The sequence below is a fragment of the Rhodococcus sp. Z13_19A genome, assembly GCF_058133575.1.
The window spans coordinates 743,064-762,648 of record NZ_JBYUNN010000003.1 but is presented as its reverse complement, the minus strand read 5'-3'; the positions used below and the strand labels follow the sequence as shown (position 1 = coordinate 762,648).

The following is a 19,585-nucleotide window of genomic DNA, read 5'->3' as shown; positions in this document are numbered from 1 at the left end:
CCGGCGAGCAGAAGCGGCGGATGCTCGCCGGTGAGCTCTACGACCCGGCCGATCCGCAGCTGGAGGCAGAGCGCCAGCACTGCCAGCTGGTGGTGGCGGAGTTCAACGCCGCCACCGACGACGCCGGGCGCACCGCGGTGCTGCACCGGCTGTTCGGCAGCGTCGGTGCCGGCACCTGGATCATGCCGCGGCTGCAGTGCGACTTCGGCTACAACATCACCATCGGTCGCAACTCGTTCCTGAACTACGACGCGATCCTGTTGGACTGCATGCCGATCACCATCGGCGACGACGTCTCCATCGGCCCGCGGGTGCAGCTGCTCACGCCGCTGCACCCGATGGACGACCACGAGGCGCGGCGGGCGCGCTGGGAGCTGGCGGCGCCGATCAGCATCGGGGACAACGCGTGGCTCGGTGGCGGGGTCATCGTCTGCGCCGGCGCCAGCGTGGGAGCGAACACGGTGATCGGTGCGGGCAGCGTGGTCACCCGCGACGTCCCCGACGGGGTGTTCGCCGCGGGAAACCCGTGCCGGGTCATCCGCCGGCTGGACCGGGCTGGGCGGGTCCCGCCGGGGGAGTGACCCCGTTGTGCCTGCGGTGCTTGCGCACCCGCCAGACCAGCACGGCCACCACGGCGACCAGTCCGACCGCGACCGCGATGTCGCGGCCGGCCTCGCTGGCGAGCTGCTGGTACGACGCCCCGGCCAGGTAGCCCAGCGCCACGCAGCTCACCCCCCACACCAGCCCGCCGACGGCGTTCCACAGCAGGAACTGCCGGTAGGGCATTCCGGCGGTGCCCGCCAGGGCTGGGATGATCGCGCGCAGGTAGGCCACGAACCGGCCCACGCACACCGCGATCGCGCCCCGGGTGGCCAGGAGGTGCTGCGCGGACTGCACCTGCGCCTGGCGCTTGGCCAGCACCTTGGCCTGCAGCATGCGCGTGCCGTAGCGCCTGCCGATCTCGTAGCCGATGCTGTCGCCGGCGATGGCGGCGGCCACGGTGACCGCCGCCATCAGGTAGACGTCGACGCGGCCGAGGCTGGCGGCCACCCCGCCGACCACCGCGGCGGTCTCGCCGGGGACGACGAAGCCGACGAACATCGCATCCTCGACCAGCACGATGAGCGCGATCGCCAGGTACACCCAGATCGGTGCCTCGGTCAGCAGCCGCTCGGCCAGGTCGCTCATCGCACCAGCAGACCAGGGATCAGAAGAAGACGCGGGTGACCGTCTCGGCGACGCACACCGGCTTGTCGCCGCCCTCGACCTCCAGGGTGACGGTGACGACCAGCTGCAGGCCGCCCCCGATCTCGGTGACCTCGCTGAGCACGGAGGTGCTGCGCACCTTGGAACCCACCTTGACCGGCGCGGGGAAGCGCACCTTGTTCAGGCCGTAGTTGACGCCCATCTTGACGCCCTCCAGGGAGTACGCCTGCCAGGACAGCATGGGGATGAGCGAGAGGGTGAGGTAGCCGTGCGCGATGGTGCTGCCGAAGGGGCCCTGGGCCGCGGCGTCGGGGTCGACGTGGATCCACTGGTGGTCGCCGGTGGCCTCGGCGAACGTGTCGATGCGGCTCTGCTCGATGGTCACCCAGTCGCTGGTGCCCAGGGTCTCGCCCTTGGCGGCGATCAGCTCGTCGGCGTTGTGGAAGGTGCGCACGTTCAGACTCTCCTCGCAGTTGGGCCCCGCGACCGTGCGGGGCTGACTCCGATCGTCGCACGGCACCTAGGATGGGGGACAACGCCGGCGTGCGGCGCCCGGCCGGGTCCACCGGCCGTGCAGCGCGCCGCGCCCGTCCACCGCACCAACGCGAGGAGCTCGTCACCGATGACCGCCAGCACCGCCGTCGACCTGATGGACTACGACGAGGTCGTCGAGAGGTTCGACCCGGTGCTCGGCATGGAGGTGCACGTCGAGCTGGGGACCGCCACCAAGATGTTCTGCGGCTGCCCCACCGGCTTCGGCGCCGAGCCCAACACCCAGGTCTGCCCGGTGTGCCTGGGCCTGCCCGGCTCGCTGCCGGTGGTCAACGCCGCGGCGGTGGAGTCGGCGGTGCGCATCGGCCTGGCGCTGAACTGCAGCATCACCCCGTGGGGCCGGTTCGCGCGGAAGAACTACTTCTACCCCGACCAGCCGAAGAACTACCAGATCTCCCAGTACGACGAGCCCATCGCCACCGACGGCTACCTCGACGTGGTGCTCGACGACGGCGAGACCTTCCGGGTGCAGATCGAGCGCGCCCACATGGAGGAGGACACCGGAAAGTCGCTGCACGTCGGCGGGGCCACCGGCCGCATCCACGGTGCCAGCCACTCGCTGCTGGACTACAACCGCGCCGGCGTGCCGCTGGTGGAGATCGTCACCCGCACGATCGAGGGCGCCGGGGCCCGCGCGCCGGAGGTGGCCCGCGCCTACGTCACCGCGCTGCGCGACCTGCTGCAGGCGCTGGGCGTCTCCGACGTGCGGATGGACCAGGGCTCGCTGCGCTGCGACGCCAACGTCTCGCTGATGCCCAAGGGCGCCACCGAGCTGGGCACCCGCACCGAGACCAAGAACGTGAACTCCCTGCGCAGCGTGGAGCGTGCGGTGCACTACGAGATGCGGCGCCAGGCTGCGGTGCTGGCCGCCGGCGGCACCATCGTGCAAGAGACGCGGCACTTCCAGGAGGCCGACGCCACCACCTCCCCGGGCCGCCGCAAGGAGACCTCCGAGGACTACCGCTACTTCCCCGAGCCCGACCTCACCCCGGTCGCCCCGGACGCGGAGTGGGTGGAGCAGCTGCGGTCCACCCTGCCCGAGCTGCCCTGGCAGCGCCGGGCCCGCATCCAGGCTGAGTGGGGCATCACCGACGAGGAGATGCGCGACCTGCGCAACGCCGGTGCGCTGGACCTGGTGGCCGCAACGGTGGAGGCGGGCGCCCCCGCGGCGCAGGCCCGGTCGTGGTGGGTGTCCTACCTCACCCAGCAGGCCAACACCCGCGAGGTGGCGCTGGCCGAGCTGCCCATCACGCCCGCGCAGCTGGCCCGGGTGATCACGCTGGTGGCCGAGGGCTCGCTGAACAACAAGCTGGCCCGCCAGGTCGTGGACGGCGTGCTGGCCGGCGAGGGGGAGCCCGACGAGGTGGTTGCCACTCGTGGGCTGGCCATCGTCAGCGACGACTCCGCGCTGCAGGCGGCGGTGGACGAGGCCCTGGCCGCCAACCCCGGGGTGGCCGACAAGATCCGGGGCGGCAAGGTCCAGGCGGCCGGCGCGATCGTGGGTGCGGTGATGAAGGCGACCCGCGGTCAGGCCGACGCGGCGCGCGTGCGCGAGCTGGTCATCAAGGCCTGCTCCTGAGCGAGCCCGGCGCGGGCTCAGCCAGCGCCCGGCTCAGACAGCGCCGGGGAACCCGTGCTGGCGCCACGCCTCGTACACCGCGAGGGTGGCGGCGTTGGCCAGGTTCAGCGACCGGCGCCCGGGCAGCATGGGGATGCGCACCCGCTCGGTGACGTGCTCGTCGGCCAGCACCTCCGGGGACAGCCCGGTGGGCTCCGCGCCGAACATCAGCACGTCGCCGGGGCGGTAGTCGATGTCGGTGTAGCGGGTGGTGGCGTGCCCGGTGAAGGCGAACACGCGGCACTCGCCCAGCGCGGCCCAGGCGGCGGTGAGGTCGTCGTGCACCGTCACCGAGGCCATGTCGTGGTAGTCCAGCCCGGCCCGGCGCAGCTTGGCGTCGGAGAGGTCGAACCCCAGCGGGCGCACCAGGTGCAGCTCGGTGCCGGTGATCGCCGAGGTGCGAATGGCGTTGCCCGTGTTGGGCGGGATACGTGGCTCGACGAACATCACCCGGAACACCGGGTGAGCATACGACCGGCTACACCGAGCTTGCGCCACCCTGTCCCGCCGGCGGCTGGATGCGCACCACCCGGTCGTCGGTGGGTCCCGCAGCGCCGGTGGTCTTGTTGACGGTGCCGGCCCACACCACGCCGTCGGTGCCCACGTCGGCGCCGTAGAGCTGGCCGTAGCGGCCCGGCACCAGCACCTCCGGCGGCGCGGTGACGGCGCCGTTGCCGCCGATGCTCAGCACGTGCAGCCCGGCGCCGGTTGTGACGGCCACCGACACGCGCCCCTGCACTGCAGCGCAGCCGGCCACGCCGGGCCGGTCCGGCCAGGTCCACACCTGCTCGCCGACCGCGCCGGTGGCGGACACCGGTCGCAGCCGGTCCACGGTGGCGCCACGGTCGGTGAGCCAGCTGCTGCCGGTGACGCCGTCGGTGCACACCCCGCCGGGCTCGTTGAGGCCGCTGGCCACCACCGGCGAGGTGGGGGTGGCGTTGCCCGGTGCCGGCGCCCCGGCCGGGGTGACCCGCAGCAGCTTGCCCGCCAGCGAGGCCGGGTCGGCGGCGGCGGCGGGCTGGCCGGCGTCGCCGGTGGCCACCAGCAGGTTGCCCTTGGCGTCAAAGGCGAGGGAGCCGGCGTTGTGCAGCGGCCCCTTGGGGATGCCCACCAGCACCGGCTTGGGGGAGTCGCCCACGGCGATGCGCACCACCCGGTTGTCGGTGGCCGTGGTGGTGTACAGGTAGATCAGGCGGTCCTGGGCATAGCTGGGAGACAGGGCCACGTCCAGCAGCCCGCCGTCGGCCGCGCCGTCCACCGGCACCCGGGCCAGCTCCACCGGCGCCTTCTCCGGGGCGACCCGCAGCAGCCGGCCGGTGCGGCGCTCCGCCACCAGGGCGCCGTCCTCGCCGGGCAGCTTGGCCAACCCTGCCGTGGGATCCAGACAGGTGGCCACCACCGCCGGGTCGGGGTCGGTGCACGGCGCCGGCGTCGCGCTGGGCGCAGGGCTCGACGGCGAGCCGGGCTCCGGCGGGGCGGTCGGCGGGGTGGGCAGCTGGGGGGTGACCTCCGGGCCGGCGCCCAGGGTGGGGTTCGGCCGGAAGTCGCCGGCGGGCTGGTCGTCGAACTGGGCGCAGCCGGTGGCGAGCACGGCCACCGCGGCCAGCGGAGCCAGCCGTCGGACCCACCGGTCGCCGCCTCTGCACCTGGTCACCACAGCAGGCTACTGGGCAGGTGGTGAGCCAGCGGTGAGCAGCGTTCACCGAATCGCAACACGCCACCGGTGCCGTGCTGCGCCGGATGCGGCGGGAGCGGTCCTACCGTCCTCGCATGGCACCGCGAGACCGCCCCACGAGCGCGGACGAGCAGGGCCCGCCCACGGTGGTCCTGCCCGGCGGCAGCCTGGGCGTGATCGCCCCCACGGAGCGCGCCAGCCCGCGCTACATCCCGCCGGCGTCCGAGCGGTCGGAGCTGCCGCCGATCTACCCCGGCCTCGACGACGACGACGAGATTGACGAGAGCGCAGAGCCGACCAGCGCGGTGGCCGTCCCCGTGGAGCGCCGCACCCGTCCATCGCCAGGCCTCGGGCCGTCGCCAGGCACCGCCCTGGGTCTGCTCCTGCTGCGGCTGGCGGTGGGGGCGCTGGTGCTGGCTCGCGGTGCGCACCAGCTGTGGGGCGTCCTGGGCGACAGCCACGTCATCGAGGCGCTGCCCACCGCGGTGAGCGTGGCCGAGCTGGTGGTGGGAGTCCTGCTGGTGCTGGGTCTGCTCACCGAGTGGGCGAGCGGTGCGGTGCTGGCGCTGGTGGTGGCGGCGCTGCCGGAGGTGCTGGAGCAGCCCCGCGTGGGTGTCCCCGTGATCGGTGAGCCCGGGCTCGGGGTGAGCGTGCACGCGCTGGGGCCCGAGCTGCTGCTCGGGCTGGGGGTGCTGGCCGTGGCGCTGGCCCTGGCCGGGGCGGGCCGGATCAGCCTGGACCACGGGCGGGTGTGGACCCGGGCCCCGCTGCGCACGGCCGCCGTGGCGCTGGTGCTGGGCGCCGCCGTGGGCGCGGTGCTGCAGCTCCAGCTCGCCTAGCGCTCGGCTCGGGGCTCGTCCTGGTCCGGGTCGTCGCGGGCCTCGTCGGCACCCTGGTCCGCCAGCTCCGCCTCGTCCCTGGCCGCGAACGGGTCAGGCACCCGGCCGCCGCTGGCCAGCGAGAGCACCGGCAGGTCGCGGAAGGTGACGCACGGCAGGGTCACCTCGGTGTCGTCGTCGAGCACCGCCCGGCCGAAGGAGCCCAGCCGGGTGCTCCGGTGGCGGGGGAACCGGACGCCGCGCACGCGGTCCCAGCCGATGGACTGCCCACCGGTCATGGTGCGCACCTGCAACCCGTCCGGGCTGGCCGTGGTGCGCATCCGCAGCACCCACCACGTGGCCACCACGGGGACGACCACCAGCCAGCCGAAGACGAGCGGTGCGGCGACCATGGCGGGGATGAGGCAGACGAGCAGGAAGCCGACGCCGAGCAGGGCGACACGGTTGTTCTGCAGCACGGCGGTGGGGGCGGGCTCGACCCGGGAAGGGGTGCTCGCCTCGGCTGGGGACATGCCTCCATGGTCGCACCCGTGGGTCAAGTTGACGCTGCCGGTGGCGCCCGGCTAACGTCACACGTGTGAACCATGACGCTCTCGTACTCGGCAGGCGCATCTACGCCTGAGCCGGACGTCTTCCGAACAGCTCAACCACAGCGTCGATGCGCCACCCTCGCACAGCGGAGTCTCCGCGGCGGGGGTTTTTTGTTGTTCGCCGAGCTTCATGCCACGTTCCCGTTGCCCCGTCCGACCAGAGGAAGCTGCAGTGAGCGCACCCACCGCCCGCCCGCACCCCACCCCGCGCGCGCCGCGCAGCCCGGCTGCGCCGGCCACCGGCCGCCGCGTGTCGTCCCCGCCCGAGCAGGTCACCGGGGCACAGTCCCTCGTGCGCTCGCTGGAGGAGGTGGGCTGCGAGGTGGTCTTCGGCATCCCCGGCGGTGCGATCCTGCCGGCCTACGACCCGATGCTGGACTCCACCCGGGTTCGGCACGTGCTGGTTCGCCACGAGCAGGGCGCGGGCCACGCGGCCACCGGCTACGCCCAGGCGACCGGCCGGGTGGGGGTGTGCATGGCGACGTCCGGGCCCGGTGCCACCAACCTGGTCACCCCCATCGCCGACGCCCAGATGGACTCCGTGCCGCTGGTGGCGATCACCGGCCAGGTGGCCACCGCGCTCATCGGCACCGACGGCTTCCAGGAGGCCGACATCTCCGGGATCACCCAGCCGGTCACCAAGCACAACTTCCTGGTGACCGACCCGCTGGACATTCCGCGCACCATCGCCGAGGCCTTCCACCTGGCGGAGTCCGGACGTCCCGGCGCCGTGCTGGTGGACATCCCCAAGGACGTGCTGCAGGCGCGCACCACCTTCTCCTGGCCGCCGGAGATCCACCTGCCCGGCTACCGGCCGATCACCAAGCCGCACAGCAAGCAGGTCCGCGAGGCCGCCCGGCTGATCGCCGCTGCCCGCCGGCCGGTGCTCTACGTCGGCGGCGGCGTGATCAAGGCCGAGGCCGGCGAGGAGCTGGCCCAGCTGGCCGAGCTGACCGGCGTCCCGGTGGTCACCACCCTGATGGCCCGCGGGGCGTTCCCCGACAGCCACCACCTCAACCTGGGCATGCCCGGCATGCACGGCACCGTCGCCGCGGTCGCCGCCATGCAGCGCAGCGACCTGCTGATCACCCTGGGCGCGCGCTTCGACGACCGTGTCACCGGGGTGCTCAGCTCCTTCGCCCCCGAGGCCAAGGTCATCCACGCCGACATCGACCCGGCTGAGATCGGCAAGAACCGCCACGCCGACGTGCCGATCGTGGGTGACTGCAAGGAGGTCATCACCGAGCTGCTGGAGTGCGTGCGCGACCAGCGCGCCGAGGGCGACGTGCCGGACCTGACGCAGTGGTGGAGCCAGCTCGACGACATCCGCACCCGGTTCCCACTGGGCTACGACCGCCCCGCCGACGGTGCGCTGTCCCCGGAGCTGGTGATCTCCGAGATCGGCAAGGCGGCCGGACCGGACGCCATCTACGTCGCCGGCGTCGGCCAGCACCAGATGTGGGCCGCGCAGTTCGTCTCCTACGAGAAGCCGCGCACCTGGCTGAACTCCGGGGGCCTGGGCACCATGGGCTACGCGGTGCCCGCGGCGATGGGCGCCAAGATGGGCCGGCCGGACACCGAGGTGTGGGCCATCGACGGGGACGGCTGCTTCCAGATGACCAACCAGGAGCTGGCCACCTGCGCCATCGAGGGCGTCCCGATCAAGGTGGCCGTCATCAACAACGGCAACCTGGGCATGGTCCGGCAGTGGCAGACGCTGTTCTACGACGAGCGGTACTCCAACACCGGGCTGTCCACCCACGGCGACGCCGACGGTCGCCGCATCCCCGACTTCCTCATGCTGGCCGAGGCCCTGGGCTGCGTGGGGATGCGCTGCGAGCGTGAGGAAGACGTCGCCGCCACCATCGAGGCGGCCCGCGCGATCACCGACCGGCCCGTCGTGATCGACTTCATCGTGGGCGCCGACGCCCAGGTGTGGCCGATGGTCGCCGCAGGCACCAGCAACGACGAGATCATGGCTGCCCGCGGCATCCGTCCGCTGTTCGACACCGACGACGCGGACCCGGAGATCGTCGCCGCGGCCACCGCCGAGGACGCGGCCACCGAGACCGGTGCTGCGGGCACCGGCACCGACACCACTGGGCACCAGAACCCGAAGGGACAGAACCTGTGAGCACCCACACCCTCAGCGTGTTGGTGGAGAACAAACCCGGTGTGCTCGCGCGCGTGGCCGGCCTGTTCTCCCGCCGTGGGTTCAACATCGACTCCCTGGCGGTGGGCGAGACCGAGCTGCCCGGGATCTCCCGGATGACCATCGTGATCTCCCTGGAGGACTTCCCGCTGGAGCAGGTCACCAAGCAGCTGAACAAGCTGGTCAACGTGATCAAGATCGTCGAGCAGGACCCCACCAACGCCGTGGCCCGCAAGCTGGTGCTGGTGAAGGTGAGGGCCGATGCCAGCGTCCGCAGCGAGGTGCTGGAAACTGTTGCCCTGTTCCGCGCGAAGGTCATCGACGTTGCCCACGAGGCCATCACCATCGAGGCCACCGGCACCAACCAGAAGCTGGACGCGCTGCTGCGGCTGCTCGAGCCCTACGGGATCCGGGAGATCGTGCAGTCCGGTGTGGTCGCGCTGGGCCGCGGCCCCAAGTCGATCACCTCGACACGCTAGCCACCCGCGCCCGCACGAACCAAGACTCAAGTCACCAATCGAAGGGAAACACTGTGAGCGTCGAGATCTTCTACGATGACGATGCAGATCTGTCGATCATCCAGGGCCGCAAGGTCGCCGTCATCGGCTACGGCAGCCAGGGCCACGCCCACTCGCTGAGCCTGCGGGACTCCGGCGTGGACGTGCGCGTCGGCCTCAAGGAGGGCTCGAAGTCCCGCGCCAAGGCCGAGGAGCAGGGCCTGCGGGTCGTCACTCCCGCCGAGGCCGCCGCCGAGGCCGACCTGATCATGGTGCTGGCCCCGGACACCGCCCAGGCCCAGATCTTCACCGAGGACATCGCCCCGAACCTCAACGAGGGCGACGCGCTGTTCTTCGGCCACGGCCTCAACGTCCACTTCGACCTGGTCAAGCCCGACCCCAGCATCACCGTGGCCATGGTGGCGCCCAAGGGCCCCGGCCACCTGGTGCGTCGCCAGTTCGTCGACGGCAAGGGCGTGCCCTGCCTGGTCGCCGTGGAGCAGGACCCCACCGGCAACGGCCTGGCGCTGGCGCTGTCCTACGCCAAGGCCATCGGCGGCACCCGCGCGGGCGTCATCAAGACGACCTTCCGGGAGGAGACCGAGACCGACCTCTTCGGTGAGCAGGCCGTGCTCTGCGGCGGCATCGAGGAGCTGGTCAAGAACGGCTTCGACGTGATGGTCGAGGCGGGCTACGCCCCCGAGATGGCCTACTTCGAGGTGCTGCACGAGCTCAAGCTGATCGTGGACCTGATGTACGAGGGCGGCATCGCCCGGATGAACTACTCGGTGTCGGACACCGCGGAGTTCGGCGGCTACCTCTCCGGCCCGCGCATCATCGACGCCGGCACCAAGGAGCGGATGAAGGAGGTGCTCGCCGACATCCAGAGCGGTGAGTTCACCCGTCGTCTCGTCGCCAACGTGGAGAACGGCAACACCGAGCTCGAGGGGCTGCGCAAGGCCAACGCCGAGCACCCCGTCGAGGTCACCGGCAAGAAGCTGCGCGACCTGATGAGCTGGGTCGACCGTCCGATCACCGAGACGGCCTGACACCTGGTCACCGCCAGCTGCACCACCAGCCGTGCCCGCCCGCGCTCCCGCGCCGGCGGGCACGGCTGTCTCGCCCCGGGATCATTCACCGCTGGGCCGTCACAACTGTGTCCCTACCTTTGCGCCAAGACCTCGGCCGCCGCGCGCTCACCCGCCCGCACCGCGCCGTCCATGAATCCCGCCCAGTAGGTCGCCGTCTCCGTCCCCGCCCAGTGCACGCGCCCGAAGGGCACCCGGATCTGCGCGCCGTAGGCGGTGGTGGTGCCGGTGCCCGCCGACGCCACCGGCGAGCCCTTGGTCCAGCGCTCCCGCGTCCAGTCCTGCTCCACGTACTCCACCGGGTCGAGCGCCTGCGGGCCGACGAGCTGGGCGAAGCCCTGCAGCACCGCGGTGCGGCGCTGCGCCAGGGGCAGGTTGCCGTACTCGCGCCACGTCGACCCGCCGACGAAGGCCAGCAGCACCCCCACGGCGGCGTCGGCAGGGGAGTTGTCGAAGCAGGTGCGCACCGCGCCGGAGGTGGCGATGCCGCTGCCGGACAGCCCGGCCGCGCGCCAGAACGGCGAGGGGTAGACGGCGTCCACCTTCATCAGCGTGCCCAGGTGCAGCCGGGTCAGCAGCTGCTGGCGCAGCGGAGGCAGCAGCGGGTCCCAGTCGATGGCCGTGACCAGGGGCGGGGGAGCGGCCACCACCACCCGGCCCGCCCGCACCTGGCCGCGGTCACTGGTCACCGTCACGCCGGTGTCGTCCTGGGCGATGCGTCGCACCGCGGCCTCGGTCTGCACCACCGCGCCCAGCTGGCGGGCCAGGGCCAGGGGCACCAGCTGCGAGCCGCCCACGAACCGGGAGTCCTGGGCTCCGTTGGCGGTGCTGGAGGCTCGCTCGAAGCTGCCCGGCGTGGTCTCGTTGCCGGAGCAGGCGATGGTCCACAGGAAGAACAGCAGTGACACGTCCTCGCCGTCGGAGCCGTAGGTGGGCTGCAGGAACGACTGCAACAAGGTCAGCGTGTCCCGGTTGAAGGTGTTGGCGCGCACCCACTCCTGCACCGTCACCGCGTCCCACTCCGCCGCGTGCGGGGCGCTCCACGGCGCGTCCACCGGCACCTGCCCGGCCATCCAGTCGATGCGCAGCTGCAGCACGAAGGCGTCCACCACGATGGCCAGGTCCGGCGGGACGGTGCCCTGGTAGCGCATGGTGCGGCCCTTGGCGGCGAAGATGTTGTCGCCGGCCACGTGCTCCTTGAAGGTGGGGACCCCCAGCTCGGCGGCCAGCGCCAGGATGCGGTCCTGGGTGGGTCCGACGAACGCGCCACCGGCCTCGATCACCGAGCCGTTGGCCAGGGTGTGGTTGAGCACCCGGCCGCCCACCCGGTCCCTGGCCTCCAGCAGCACCACCGTCCGGCCCGCCCTGGCCAGCTCGCGCGCGGTGACCAGCCCGGAGATGCCGCCTCCCACCACCACGACGTCGGCGGTGCCCGGCAACGGGCCCCGCGCGCCCGCGGCGGCCGCCCGCGCGGGAGCGGAGAGCGTAGCACTGGCCAGCAGCGCGCCACCGGCCAGGCCGCCGAGGAGCCCACGGCGAGTGAGGTTGCTGCTGCTGACGTCCATGACGGTCCCCCCGTGCTCGTCCGTGGTGCATGTCTATCCCACCGCGGGCCCCACCGGAAGTGCTGCGGAGGCACAGCCGTTCACCGCCCGCTGGGCTGGCGGGACCGCAAAGTAGGCTCGAAGAACCGCGCTTCGTCACATATTCCAAGCCAGGGAGATCGTCAGTGAGCCAGTCCGTCCGTCCCGTCGTCCTCATCGCCGAGAAGCTCGCGCCGTCCGTCATCGACGCGCTGGGCGACGGAGTGGAGGTGCGTCACGTCGACGGCACCGACCGCCCGGCGCTGCTGGAGGCCGTCGCCGGCGCCGACGCCCTGCTGGTCCGCTCCGCCACCCAGGTCGACGCCGAGGTGCTCGGCGCCACCAACACCCTCAAGGTCGTCGCCCGTGCCGGCGTGGGCCTGGACAACGTGGACGTGCCCGCGGCCACCGCCCGTGGCGTGATGGTGGTCAACGCGCCCACCTCCAACATCGTCTCCGCCGCCGAGCACGCCGTGGCGCTGCTGCTCTCGGCCGCCCGGCAGATCCCGGCCGCCGACGCCACCCTGCGCGAGCACACCTGGCAGCGCAGCAAGTTCAACGGCGTGGAGATCTCCGGCAAGACCATCGGCGTGGTGGGCCTGGGCAAGATCGGCCAGCTCTTCGCCCAGCGCATCGCCGCCTTCGGCACCACGCTCATCGCCTACGACCCCTACGTCTCCGCCGCCCGCGCCGCCCAGCTGGGCATCGAGCTGGTCACCCTGGACGAGCTGCTGCAGCGCGCCGACGCCTTCTCGGTGCACCTGCCCAAGACCCCGGAGACCAAGGGACTCATCGGCGCCGAGCAGCTGGCGATGACCAAGAAGGGCGTCATCATCGTCAACGCCGCCCGTGGCGGCCTGATCGACGAGCAGGCCCTGGCCGACGCCGTCACCAGCGGCCAGGTCGGCGCCGCCGGCATCGACGTCTACGGCAGCGAGCCCTGCACCGACAGCCCGCTGTTCGAGCTGCGCAACGTCGTGGTCACCCCGCACCTGGGTGCCTCCACCGTGGAGGCCCAGGACCGCGCGGGCACCGACGTGGCGCGCAGCGTGAAGCTGGCCCTGGCCGGTGACTTCGTGCCCGACGCCGTCAACGTGCAGGCCGGTGGCGTGGTGGGCGAGGAGGTCGCCCCCTGGCTGGAGCTGGTGCGCAAGCTCGGCGTGCTGCTGGGCGCGGTGTCCGGCAGCCTGCCCACCTCGGTCACCGTCGAGGTCCGCGGCGAGCTGGCGTCGGAGGACGTCACCGTGCTGCAGCTGGCCGCCCTGCGCGGGCTGTTCTCCGGCGCGGTGGAGGAGCAGGTCACCTTCGTCAACGCGCCGTCCATCGCCGAGGAGCGGGGGGTGAGCGTGGAGGTCACCACCGCCACCGAGAGCCCCGCCCACCGCTCCGTGGTCGTGCTGCACGCCGCCATGGGAGACGGTGCCGCCTACAGCGTCGCCGGCACCCTGTCCGGCCCTCAGCAGGTGCAGAAGGTCGTCTCCATCAACGGCCGCAACTTCGACCTGCGGGCCGAGGGCACCGTGCTGCTGCTGGCCTACGCCGACAAGCCCGGCGTGATGGGCAAGGTCGGCACCCTGCTCGGCGAGCAGGGCGTGAACATCGAGGCCGCGCAGCTCAGCCAGGCGGCCCAGGGCGACAGCGCGGTGATGATGCTCCGCGTGGACCGGGCACCGGCGGCCGACCAGCTCGCCCCGATCGCCGAGGCGGCCGGCGCCAGCACCATCGAGCTGGTCGACTTCAGCTGAGCCGCTTGACCTGAGCGCCGCCGAGCGCGCTGCCGGGCGACCCCGTGTCGCCCGGTAGCGTGCACCTCGGCCGCTGTGTGGCGGCCCCATACTCATGTGTGCAGGAGGCAGTGGATGAAGCTCGCGGTGATTCCGGGTGACGGGATCGGACCTGAGGTGGTCGCCGAGGCGCTCAAGGTGCTCGACGTGGTGGCCCCCGGGGCCGACCTGACCACGTACGACCTGGGTGCCCGGCGCTGGCACGCCACCGGCGAGCTGCTGCCGGAGTCGGTGATCGCCGAGCTGGGCGGGCACGACGCCATCCTGCTGGGGGCCATCGGCGACCCGTCGGTGCCCAGCGGCACCCTGGAGCGTGGCCTGCTGCTCAAGCTGCGCTTCGCCATGGACCACCACGTGAACCTGCGTCCGTCGCGGCTGTTCCCCGGCGTGCGCAGCCCGCTGGCCGACCCGGGCGAGATCGACTTCGTGGTGGTCCGCGAGGGCACCGAGGGCCCCTACACCGGCAACGGCGGCGTGCTCCGCAGGGCGACCCCGCACGAGGTGGCCACCGAGGTCAGCGTGAACACCTGGTTCGGCGTGGAGCGCGTGGTGCGCGACGCCTTCGCCCGCGCGGAGAACCGCCGCAAGCACCTCACCCTGGTGCACAAGAACAACGTGCTCGCCAACGCCGGCTCGCTGTGGACCCGCGTGGTCGACCAGGTCGCCGCCGAGCACCCCGACGTCACGGTGGCCTACCAGCACGTGGACGCCGCCACCATCCACATGGTCACCAAGCCCTCGCAGTACGACGTGATCGTCACTGACAACCTCTTCGGCGACATCATCACCGACCTCGCGGCCGCCATCTCCGGCGGCATCGGCCTGGCCGCCAGCGGCAACCTGGACGCCTCGGGCACCAACCCGAGCATGTTCGAGCCGGTGCACGGCAGCGCGCCGGACATCGCCGGCCAGGGGATCGCCGACCCCACCGCCGCGGTGCTGTCGGTGGCGCTGCTGCTGGAGCACCTCGGCCACCCCGCACAGGCCCGCGCCATCGAGGACGCGGTGGCCGCCGACCTGGCCGAGCGGGGCACCGCCGCCACCAGCACCAAGGAGATCGGCGACCGCCTGGCCGCCCGCGTCGCCGGCTAGTCCCCTCCCGCGCAGACCCTGCTCGACCCCGGTGGCCCTCGCTGCCGGGGTCGAGCCGCACCGTAGGCTCGGGCGCATGCGCTTGGGTCGAGTTGCCAGCCCGGATGGGGTCGCCTTCGTCAGCATCGAGGGGGAGGGCCCTGAGCAGCAGGCACGCGAGATCGCCGAGCACCCCTTCGGCACACCCACCTTCACCGGGCGCAGCTGGAAGCTGGCCGACGTGCGCCTGCTGGCGCCGATCCTGGCCACCAAGATCATCTGCGTGGGCAAGAACTACGCCGACCACGCCGCCGAGATGGGCGGGGCGGCGCCGGAGGCCCCGGTGATCTTCATGAAGCCCTCCACCACCATCGTGGGCCCGCACGCGCCCATCGTCCTGCCGCCGAGCTCCACCCGGGTGGACTACGAGGGTGAGCTGGCCGTGGTGATCGGGCGGCCCTGCAAGGACGTGCCGGCCGCCAAGGCGCTGGACGTGGTGCTGGGCTACACCGTGGCCAACGACGTCACCGCCCGCGACCACCAGGCCGCGGACGGGCAGTGGACCCGGGGCAAGAGCCACGACACGTTCTGCCCGCTGGGCCCGTGGATCGAGACCCAGCTGGACCCGGGCGACCTGGAGCTGGTCACCGAGCGTGACGGCGAGGTGGTTCAGCGCAGCCGCACCTCGCTGATGCTGCACGACGTGGCGGAGATCATCGAGTGGGTCTCGGCGATCATGACGCTGCTGCCCGGTGACGTGATCCTCACCGGCACCCCGGCCGGCGTCGGGCCGATCACCGCGGGCCAGAGCGTGAGCGTCACCGTCGAGGGCATCGGCACGCTGACCAACCCGGTGGCGGCCAAGCGCTGACCGATAGCCTGGGAGCAACATGACTACCTCCCAGAGCACCCGCCCGGTCCGTGTCCGCTTCTGCCCGTCGCCCACCGGCACACCCCACGTGGGCCTCGTCCGCACGGCCCTGTTCAACTGGGCCTACGCGCGGCACACCGGCGGCACCTTCGTCTTCCGCATCGAGGACACCGACGCCGCCCGGGACACCCAGGAGTCCTACGACGCCCTGCTGGACGCGCTGCGCTGGCTGGGGCTGGACTGGGACGAGGGCCCGGAGGTGGGCGGTCCGCACGAGCCCTACCGGCAGTCGCTGCGCAAGGGCCTCTACACCGACGTCGTCGCCAAGCTGGTCGAGGCGGGCGAGGTCTACGAGAGCTTCTCCACCCCCGAGGAGGTGGAGGCCAGGCACAAGGCCGCCGGTCGCGACCCCAAGCTGGGCTACGACAACTACGACCGCACGCTCACCGAGGAGCAGAAGGCCGACTTCCGCGCCCAGGGCCGTCCGGCGGTGCTGCGGCTGCGGATGCCCGACCACGACCTCACCTGGAACGACCTGGTCCGCGGGGAGACCACCTTCCGCGCCGGCACCGTGCCGGACTTCGCCATCACCCGGGGCAACGGCCAGCCGCTCTACACCCTGGTGAACCCGGTGGACGACGCGCTGATGGGTATCACCCACGTGCTGCGCGGGGAGGACCTGCTGTCCTCCACCCCGCGCCAGCTGGCCCTCTACGAGGCGCTGCAGCGCGTCGGGGTCGCCGACTTCACCCCGGAGTTCGGGCACCTGCCCTTCGTGATGGGGGAGGGCAACAAGAAGCTGTCCAAGCGCGACCCGCAGGCGGACCTGTTCCTGCACCGCGAGCGTGGCTTCATCCCCGAGGGTCTGCTCAACTACCTGGCCCTGCTGGGCTGGTCCATCGCCGACGACCACGACATCTTCAGCCTGCAGGAGATGGTGGACGCCTTCGACGTGCACGCGGTGAACTCCAACCCGGCGCGCTTCGACCAGAAGAAGGCCGACGCCATCAACGCCGAGCACATCCGGATGCTGGAGCCGGCCGACTTCGCCCAGCGGCTGCGCGCGCACCTCACCGCGCACGGCCAGCTGCCCGCGGACGTGGACTCCGAGCTCTTCGCCACCGCGGCCGACCTGGTGCAGACCCGCATCGTGGTGCTCTCCGACGCCGCCGCCCTGCTCGGCTTCCTCTTCGTGGACGAGAGCGAGTTCACCATCGACGAGGCGGCCGCGAAGAAGACGCTCGGCCCCGACGCGGAGCCGGCCCTGAACGCCGCTGTGGCGGCCCTGGAGGCCCTGGAGGGGTGGGACACGGCCAGCATCGAGGAGGCGCTGAAAAAGGCGCTGGTGGAGGATCTGGGGCTCAAGCCGCGCAAGGCGTTCGCGCCGGTGCGGGTGGCCGTCACCGGCTCCACCATCAGCCCGCCGCTGTTTGAGTCGCTGGAGCTGCTCGGCCGGGAGCGATCCCTGGGCAGACTGCGCGCTGCGGCCCGCTGACCAGGGGATTGGTGGTCTCGGCCGGGGGTGCGCTAGTCTCTTCCACGGCTCGAGAACAAGGAACCAACCACCGGCAGCCAGCCGGTTTGGAACTTGGAAGCCATTGGGGTATGGTGTAATTGGCAACACGGCTGATTCTGGTTCAGTTGTTCTAGGTTCGAGTCCTGGTACCCCAGCTGAGAGATCAGCACGGACGTGTTGATCTCCCTGGCCCCGTCGTCTAGCGGCCTAGGACGCCGCCCTCTCAAGGCGGTAGCGCGGGTTCGAATCCCGTCGGGGCTACACAGCACGAAACCCTCTGTCGCACTGCGGCAGGGGGTTTCTTGCCGTTCGGGGCAGCACGCCGACGACGGTGCGGTGAAGGTCACATCGCCTGGCGGCCCGCTCAGAGCCGCTGCTGCAGGGCCTCCGCCGCCGCCAGCAGGTCTGCCGCCCAGCGCTCGCCCGGGCGCCTGCCGATCCGGTCCACCGGGCCGGACACCGACACCGCCGCCACCACCGCGCCGGCGGCGTCGCGCACCGGTGCCGCCACGCTGGCCACCCCGGGCTCCCGCTCGGCCACGCTCTGCGCCCAGCCGCGGGCCCGGACCTGGGCCAGGGTCTGGGCGGTGAAGGTGGCCTCGTCCAGCACGGACCCCTGCAGCTGGGGCTCGGCCCACGCCACCAGCACCTTGGCTCCCGATCCGGCGGTCAGCGGCAGGTGAGTGCCGACCAGCACGGTGTCGCGCAGCCCGGTGGGTGGCTCGGCGATGGCCACGCAGACCCGGCTGAGGCCCTCGCGACGGTAGAGCTGCACGCTCTCCCCGGTGAGGTCGCGCAGCCGGGGCAGCACGCCCGCAGCGGCGTCCAGGAGGGGGTCGGTGACCGTGGCCGCCAGCTCGCTGAGGGCCGGTCCGGGTCGCCAGCGGCCCTGCTCGTCCCTGGCCAGCATCCGGTGCAGCTCCAGGCCGACGGCGAGGCGGTGCGCCGTGGCCCGGGGCAGCCCGGTCCTGGCGCACAGCTCACCGAGCGCGCAGGGTTCCGCCGCCACCGCGTGCAGGACCAGCACCGCCTTGTCGAGCACGCCGATACCGCTATCCTGTCTCACAGGACGATACTAACGTCCCACATGCTGGGAACGCGTGAGCGGAGATGGAAGACGTATGCCGAAGACACTGGCCGAGAAGGTGTGGGACGCCCACGTCGTGCGACAGGGCGCCGGCACGGGGGAGCAGCGCGAGCCCGACCTGATCTACATCGACCTGCACCTCGTGCACGAGGTGACCAGCCCGCAGGCGTTCGACGGCCTGCGGCTGGCCGGCCGGCCGGTGCGTCGTCCTGACCTCACCATCGCCACCGAGGACCACAACGTCCCCACCACCGACATCGACAAGCCGATCGCCGACCTGGTCTCCCGGACCCAGGTGGACACCCTGCGGGCCAACTGCGCGGAGTTCGGCATCCGCCTGCACTCCATGGGCGACGCCGAGCAGGGCATCGTGCACATCATCGGTCCCCAGCTGGGTCTCACCCAGCCCGGCGTCACCATCGTCTGCGGCGACAGCCACACCTCCACCCACGGCGCCTTCGGTGCGCTGGCCTTCGGCATCGGCACCAGCGAGGTGGAGCACGTGATGGCCACCCAGACGCTGTCGCTGCGCCCGTTCCGCACCATGGCCATCACCGTCGACGGCCAGCTCCCCCCCGGCGTCACCGCCAAGGACCTGATCCTCGCCGTCATCGCCCAGATCGGCACCGGCGGCGGGCAGGGCTACGTGCTGGAGTACCGCGGCGAGGCCATCGAGGCGCTGTCCATGGAAGCGCGCATGACCATCTGCAACATGTCCATCGAGGCCGGCGCCAGGGCGGGCATGATCGCGCCCGACCAGACCACCTACGACTACCTCAGGGGCCGCCCGCACGCCCCGCAGGGAGCCGACTGGGACGCCGCGGTGGCCAGCTGGGAGCAGCTGCGCACCGACGACGACGCGGTCTTCGACCACGAGGTGCGCATCGACGCCACCACGCTCACCCCGTTCGTCACCTGGGGCACCAACCCCGGCCAGGGCCTGCCGCTGGGCGCCTCGGTGCCCGACCCCGACACCATCGTCGAGGAGGGTGACCGCCAGGCCGCCCAGAAGGCCATCGAGTACATGGGTCTCACCCCGGGCATGCCGCTGCGGGAGGTCACCGTGGACACCGTCTTCCTGGGCTCCTGCACCAATGGTCGCATCGAGGACCTGCGGGCCGCTGCCGACGTCCTGCGCGACCGCCACGTGGCCGAGGGGATGCGGATGCTGGTGGTGCCGGGGTCCATGCGGGTCAAGGCGCAGGCCGAGCAGGAGGGTCTGGACAAGGTCTTCCTCGACGCCGGTGCAGAGTGGCGCCAGGCCGGCTGCTCGATGTGCCTGGGCATGAACCCCGACCAGCTGGCGCCCGGTGAGCGGGCCGCCTCCACGTCCAACCGGAACTTCGAGGGCCGCCAGGGCAAGGGTGGTCGCACCCACCTGGTGTCGCCACAGGTCGCCGCCGCCACCGCCGTGCGCGGCACGCTGTCCGCGCCCGCCGACCTGAGCTGAGAGGTA

Annotated in this window: 18 protein-coding genes and 2 tRNA genes; 13 read left to right on the top strand and 7 right to left on the bottom strand. The window is 72.2% G+C overall.

The features are described 5' to 3' along the window. The first annotated feature begins 20 nt into the window (after window positions 1-20). The gene (locus AC3YNX_RS14730) at window positions 21-581 is read left to right on the top strand and encodes a sugar O-acetyltransferase (RefSeq protein ID WP_127784729.1); all 561 of its coding nucleotides are present in this window, start codon (window positions 21-23) and stop codon (window positions 579-581) included. Here AC3YNX_RS14730 and AC3YNX_RS14725 read toward each other — a convergent pair. Next, the gene (locus AC3YNX_RS14725; protein ID WP_489995909.1) at window positions 535-1,188 is read right to left on the bottom strand and encodes a DedA family protein; all 654 of its coding nucleotides are present in this window, start codon (window positions 1,186-1,188) and stop codon (window positions 535-537) included. The two genes, AC3YNX_RS14730 and AC3YNX_RS14725, sit on opposite strands and share 47 nt — an antisense overlap. 19 nt (window positions 1,189-1,207) lie before the next feature. Continuing rightward, the gene (locus tag AC3YNX_RS14720; RefSeq protein ID WP_164860593.1) at window positions 1,208-1,660 is read right to left on the bottom strand and encodes a MaoC family dehydratase; all 453 of its coding nucleotides are present in this window, start codon (window positions 1,658-1,660) and stop codon (window positions 1,208-1,210) included. Window positions 1,661-1,828: 168 nt separating this feature from the next. Between AC3YNX_RS14720 and gatB the strand changes: the two genes are divergently transcribed. Continuing rightward, entirely contained in the window at window positions 1,829-3,337 is a 1,509-nt protein-coding gene (gene gatB / locus AC3YNX_RS14715; RefSeq protein WP_489995908.1) for an Asp-tRNA(Asn)/Glu-tRNA(Gln) amidotransferase subunit GatB, read from the top strand. Between the two features lie 33 nt (window positions 3,338-3,370). Here the strand turns inward: gatB and AC3YNX_RS14710 are convergent, their stop codons facing one another. Further along, a complete protein-coding gene (locus tag AC3YNX_RS14710; protein WP_489983406.1) occupies window positions 3,371-3,835 on the bottom strand; it encodes a tRNA (cytidine(34)-2'-O)-methyltransferase in 465 nt (154 codons plus the stop codon). A 19-nt stretch (window positions 3,836-3,854) separates the two neighbouring features. Then, a complete protein-coding gene (locus AC3YNX_RS14705) occupies window positions 3,855-5,030 on the bottom strand; it encodes a PQQ-dependent sugar dehydrogenase (RefSeq protein ID WP_489995907.1) in 1,176 nt (391 codons plus the stop codon). A gap of 116 nt (window positions 5,031-5,146) precedes the next feature. Here AC3YNX_RS14705 and AC3YNX_RS14700 point away from each other — a divergent pair, with 116 nt between their 5' ends. Continuing rightward, the gene (locus AC3YNX_RS14700) at window positions 5,147-5,890 is read left to right on the top strand and encodes a hypothetical protein (RefSeq protein ID WP_489995906.1); all 744 of its coding nucleotides are present in this window, start codon (window positions 5,147-5,149) and stop codon (window positions 5,888-5,890) included. Here AC3YNX_RS14700 and AC3YNX_RS14695 read toward each other — a convergent pair. After that, window positions 5,887-6,402, bottom strand: a complete 516-nt coding sequence (locus AC3YNX_RS14695) for a PH domain-containing protein (protein ID WP_489995905.1) — start codon at window positions 6,400-6,402, stop codon at window positions 5,887-5,889. The two genes, AC3YNX_RS14700 and AC3YNX_RS14695, sit on opposite strands and share 4 nt — an antisense overlap. A gap of 250 nt (window positions 6,403-6,652) precedes the next feature. On the opposite strand from AC3YNX_RS14695, the gene AC3YNX_RS14690 reads away from it, so the two are divergent. The 3 genes from AC3YNX_RS14690 to ilvC are packed head-to-tail and all read left to right on the top strand — an operon-like array spanning window position 6,653 to window position 10,178. Continuing rightward, window positions 6,653-8,614 (top strand): acetolactate synthase large subunit, encoded by a 1,962-nt coding sequence (locus tag AC3YNX_RS14690; protein ID WP_489995904.1) that lies wholly within the window; start codon window positions 6,653-6,655, stop codon window positions 8,612-8,614. After that, complete coding sequence (ilvN, locus tag AC3YNX_RS14685; RefSeq protein ID WP_127782667.1) at window positions 8,611-9,111, top strand: acetolactate synthase small subunit; 501 nt, start codon at window positions 8,611-8,613, stop codon at window positions 9,109-9,111. The genes AC3YNX_RS14690 and ilvN overlap by 4 nt, the downstream gene beginning before the upstream one ends. Before the next feature lie 53 nt (window positions 9,112-9,164). Beyond that, complete coding sequence (ilvC, locus tag AC3YNX_RS14680; protein ID WP_127782668.1) at window positions 9,165-10,178, top strand: ketol-acid reductoisomerase; 1,014 nt, start codon at window positions 9,165-9,167, stop codon at window positions 10,176-10,178. A 113-nt stretch (window positions 10,179-10,291) separates the two neighbouring features. Here ilvC and AC3YNX_RS14675 read toward each other — a convergent pair whose 3' ends face one another. Then, the gene (locus AC3YNX_RS14675; RefSeq protein ID WP_489995903.1) at window positions 10,292-11,782 is read right to left on the bottom strand and encodes a flavin monoamine oxidase family protein; all 1,491 of its coding nucleotides are present in this window, start codon (window positions 11,780-11,782) and stop codon (window positions 10,292-10,294) included. Window positions 11,783-11,946: 164 nt separating this feature from the next. On the opposite strand from AC3YNX_RS14675, the gene serA reads away from it, so the two are divergent. The 6 genes from serA to AC3YNX_RS14645 all read left to right on the top strand — a co-directional run bounded on the left by serA (window position 11,947) and on the right by AC3YNX_RS14645 (window position 17,303). Continuing rightward, window positions 11,947-13,545, top strand: coding sequence for a phosphoglycerate dehydrogenase (serA, locus tag AC3YNX_RS14670; protein WP_164860594.1), 1,599 nt, complete (start codon window positions 11,947-11,949; stop codon window positions 13,543-13,545). Window positions 13,546-13,659: 114 nt separating this feature from the next. Beyond that, a complete protein-coding gene (locus AC3YNX_RS14665) occupies window positions 13,660-14,676 on the top strand; it encodes a 3-isopropylmalate dehydrogenase (protein WP_127782671.1) in 1,017 nt (338 codons plus the stop codon). Between the two features lie 76 nt (window positions 14,677-14,752). Further along, a complete protein-coding gene (locus AC3YNX_RS14660) occupies window positions 14,753-15,526 on the top strand; it encodes a fumarylacetoacetate hydrolase family protein (protein WP_489995902.1) in 774 nt (257 codons plus the stop codon). Between the two features lie 19 nt (window positions 15,527-15,545). Further along, window positions 15,546-17,021, top strand: a complete 1,476-nt coding sequence (gene gltX / locus AC3YNX_RS14655) for a glutamate--tRNA ligase (protein WP_489983398.1) — start codon at window positions 15,546-15,548, stop codon at window positions 17,019-17,021. 104 nt (window positions 17,022-17,125) lie between these two features. Then, window positions 17,126-17,197: transfer RNA gene (locus tag AC3YNX_RS14650), tRNA-Gln, on the top strand. 33 nt (window positions 17,198-17,230) lie between these two features. Further along, a tRNA-Glu gene (locus AC3YNX_RS14645) sits at window positions 17,231-17,303 on the top strand. Between the two features lie 103 nt (window positions 17,304-17,406). On the opposite strand, the gene AC3YNX_RS14640 is transcribed toward AC3YNX_RS14645, so the two are convergent. Further along, window positions 17,407-18,108: an IclR family transcriptional regulator gene (locus AC3YNX_RS14640; RefSeq protein WP_489995901.1), complete on the bottom strand. Its 702-nt coding sequence runs from the start codon at window positions 18,106-18,108 to the stop codon at window positions 17,407-17,409. A gap of 55 nt (window positions 18,109-18,163) precedes the next feature. Between AC3YNX_RS14640 and leuC the strand changes: the two genes are divergently transcribed. Beyond that, the gene (gene leuC / locus AC3YNX_RS14635; protein ID WP_127782675.1) at window positions 18,164-19,579 is read left to right on the top strand and encodes a 3-isopropylmalate dehydratase large subunit; all 1,416 of its coding nucleotides are present in this window, start codon (window positions 18,164-18,166) and stop codon (window positions 19,577-19,579) included. The last annotated feature ends 6 nt before the right edge of the window (window positions 19,580-19,585 follow it).